Raw genomic sequence first — 2,745 nt, 5'->3', positions numbered from 1 at the left:
GGAGAGGGGGAGAGAACGAGGGCGGGCGGCGCGGCGCGGCCGTGGCGTCGGAGGTGGTGGCTAGGCTGACCGGCGATGCGCGACAGACTCTGCTCGAAGGTGGGATGCGCCCGCGAGGCGATGAGCACCCTCACCTACGACTACGGCGACCAGATGGCGGCCCTGGGCCCCCTCGGGCGCGCGGGCGACCCTCACGCGCACGACCTGTGCGCGATCCACGCCGACCGGCTCTCGGTCCCCAAGGGCTGGGTCGTCGTGCGGCACGAGACGCTGCGCGCCTGACCTCTCGGGCGGATGCCGTAAGTCCGCCGCTCGCTCAGGCGCGTTCGGTCAGGGCCGCGGCCCGCTCGTTCTCGAGCAGCAGCGCGCGGTACTCGCGGTCGCGCCGCACCGCCGACACGGCCCGGACGAGGATCTCGGCATCCACTCCGGGAACCGGTGAGACGAACGGGCGCACCGCGTGGGAGAGCTCGGCGGCGACCCGCGCGCGGGCCGACGGGTCGAGCGCGTCGGCTCCGCGGACGAATTGCGCGATGCGGGCGGCGAGCCGGTCGGGCAGTCGCGAGACGTCGGCGATAGCGGCCCACGCCTCCATCCCCGGGGGGATGCCGGGCGCAGCCGGGGGGAGAGGACGCGTCCGCGTGCGCTCGCTGGCGGTGCCCGCGAGCAGGTCGCCCAGCCGCTGCGCGCGCGGGGTGAAGATCCCGACCACCGCGGCGATCGCCCCGAGGGTGAACCAGATCTCGAGAACCCCGGCCAACGCGCGGATGAACGCCTGACGGAAGCCCGCCGCGCCGCCGTCGGTGCGCACGATGCGCGCTCCCACCGCCAGCCGGCCGAGGCTGCGCCCGCGCGACAGCGTCTCGACCGCGGTGGGCAGCACGACGAGGACGATCACGATGAGGGAAATCACCCCGATGTTCACCGCCGACTCGGCGATCACGCCCTGATCGATGAGCACGCCGAGCAGCAGCACCCCTCCGACGAGCACCACGGCGCCGACGATGAGGTCGATGACCGCGCCCAGTAGACGCAGGAAGAAGCCGACCGGCTGCACGTCGAGCGCGACCGCCTCGCCCGTGAGGGTTTCATCCGCGTCCGTGTGCACGAGGGCGACCGCGGCCGCGGGGGTCGAGGACGAAGCCATGCGTACAGTTGACCACATGGACCTCGACGCCCTCACGGCCGCCCGGCGAGAGGAATGGGCGCGACTCGACGAACTGGGCCGCCGACGACGCCTGAGCGGGCCCGAGGTCGACGAGCTCGTCACCCGCTACCGCGCGGCATCCGCGGATCTGGCCGACATCAAGACGTCGGCGGGGCGCACCGACCAGGGCGACCACGTCTCGATCCTGCTCGCGCGGACGCGGCTGCGCCTCACCGGCGTTCGCGACAACGTCCTGCGACAGGTTCCGCGCTTCTTCGTGCGGCAGCTGCCCGCGGCGCTGTACCGCGTGCGGTGGATGACCGTGGCGGTGGCGGTGTTCTTCGTCGCCGTGTCGACGATGGTCGCCCTGTGGATCTCGGGCGATCCCGCCGCCGTCGCGGCCCTGGGGTCCGAGAGTCAGCTGCAGGACTACGCCGACGAGCAGTTCGTGAGCTACTACCGCGAGAACCCCAACGCGATCTTCGCGGGGACGGTGTGGACCAACAACGCCTGGATCGCCGCGCAGTGCGTGCTCTTCGGGGTGACGGGCTTCTGGCCCGTGATGGTCATCATGCAGAACGCCGTCGGGGTGGGCAGCTCGGCGGCCATCATGATCGCCTTCGACCGCGCCGACGTGTTCTTCCAGTTCATCCTTCCGCACGGTCTGCTCGAGCTCACGGCGATCTTCGTCGCGGGGGCGGCGGGCCTGCAGATCTTCTGGGCGTGGGTGGCCCCCGGCCGCCGCACCCGTGCCGCGGCGCTCGCCGCGGCCGGTCGATCGCTCGCGACGGTCGCCGTGGGGCTCGTCTTCGCCCTCGCGCTCTCGGGGATCGTCGAGGGCTTCGTGACCCCGCGCGACTGGCCCTGGCCGATCAAGATCGCGATCGGCGCGGCAGCCCTGGGGGTCTTCCTCTTCTACATGGTGATCATCGGCCGGCGCGCGGCCCGGGCCGGCGAGACGGGCGATCTCACCGAGTACGAGGCGGGGACCCCGACGCTCACGGCGGGGTGACGGCATCCGGGATTCCCTCCGTTCAGCGGCGTGTCATTTTTGATTCAATCAAAACTAGCTAGGCTGGTCGCATGCTCGACAGTCGGCCGGATGCCACCGCGGATGCTCTCATCCGCGGTGCCGGGCTGCGGGTGACGGCGACGCGCGTCGCCGTGCTCGAAGCCCTGCGCGACCGGCCCCACGCCACCGCCGACGACGTCTTCGCGCGCCTCGTCGGTTCCCTCCCCGGGACGAGCAAGCAATCGGTCTACAACGCGCTCGGCGACTTCGCCGACGCGGGACTGGCCCGCCGCATCGAACCCGCCGGACACTCCGGCACCTTCGAGCTGCGGGTGGGTGACAACCACCACCACGTGGTGTGCACCCGGTGCGGGCGCATCGACGACGTGGACTGCGTCGTCGGGGCCGCGCCCTGCCTGCACGCGCCGGAGGGCAGCGGTTTCGTCATCGAGACCGCCGAGGTGACGTTCTGGGGCGTGTGCCCCGACTGCCGAGCGGATTCCGAAGCCGAAAAACCGAGAGGATCCCGATGAGCGACACGCTGAACGGATGCCCCGTCTTCCACGACGGCGCCGCCCCCGACGAC

The 2,745-nt window shown here is 71.9% G+C and carries 4 protein-coding genes; 3 read left to right on the top strand and 1 reads right to left on the bottom strand.

Annotated elements, in window-relative coordinates:
- Window positions 1–75 precede the first annotated feature (75 nt).
- On the top strand, window positions 76–282 hold the full coding sequence (locus tag DBR36_RS16215; protein ID WP_108320734.1) for a DUF3499 family protein: 207 nt from the start codon (window positions 76–78) through the stop codon (window positions 280–282).
- Between the two features lie 34 nt (window positions 283–316).
- On the opposite strand, the gene DBR36_RS16210 is transcribed toward DBR36_RS16215, so the two are convergent.
- Entirely contained in the window at window positions 317–1,147 is an 831-nt protein-coding gene (locus DBR36_RS16210) for an RDD family protein (protein WP_108320733.1), read from the bottom strand.
- Between the two features lie 16 nt (window positions 1,148–1,163).
- Here DBR36_RS16210 and DBR36_RS16205 point away from each other — a divergent pair, with 16 nt between their 5' ends.
- Together DBR36_RS16205 and DBR36_RS16200 are read left to right on the top strand one after the other, a co-directional pair.
- Window positions 1,164–2,159, top strand: a complete 996-nt coding sequence (locus tag DBR36_RS16205) for a stage II sporulation protein M (protein WP_108320732.1) — start codon at window positions 1,164–1,166, stop codon at window positions 2,157–2,159.
- 71 nt (window positions 2,160–2,230) lie between these two features.
- Window positions 2,231–2,692 carry a Fur family transcriptional regulator gene (locus tag DBR36_RS16200; protein WP_108320731.1) on the top strand — a complete coding sequence of 154 codons (462 nt, stop codon included), beginning with the start codon at window positions 2,231–2,233 and terminating at the stop codon, window positions 2,690–2,692.
- The last annotated feature ends 53 nt before the right edge of the window (window positions 2,693–2,745 follow it).

This window comes from Microbacterium sp. HMWF026 (genome assembly GCF_003061325.1).
In the GTDB taxonomy this organism is placed as follows: Bacteria; Actinomycetota; Actinomycetes; order Actinomycetales; family Microbacteriaceae; genus Microbacterium; species Microbacterium testaceum_E.
This window is presented reverse-complemented; position numbering and strand designations above follow the sequence as displayed.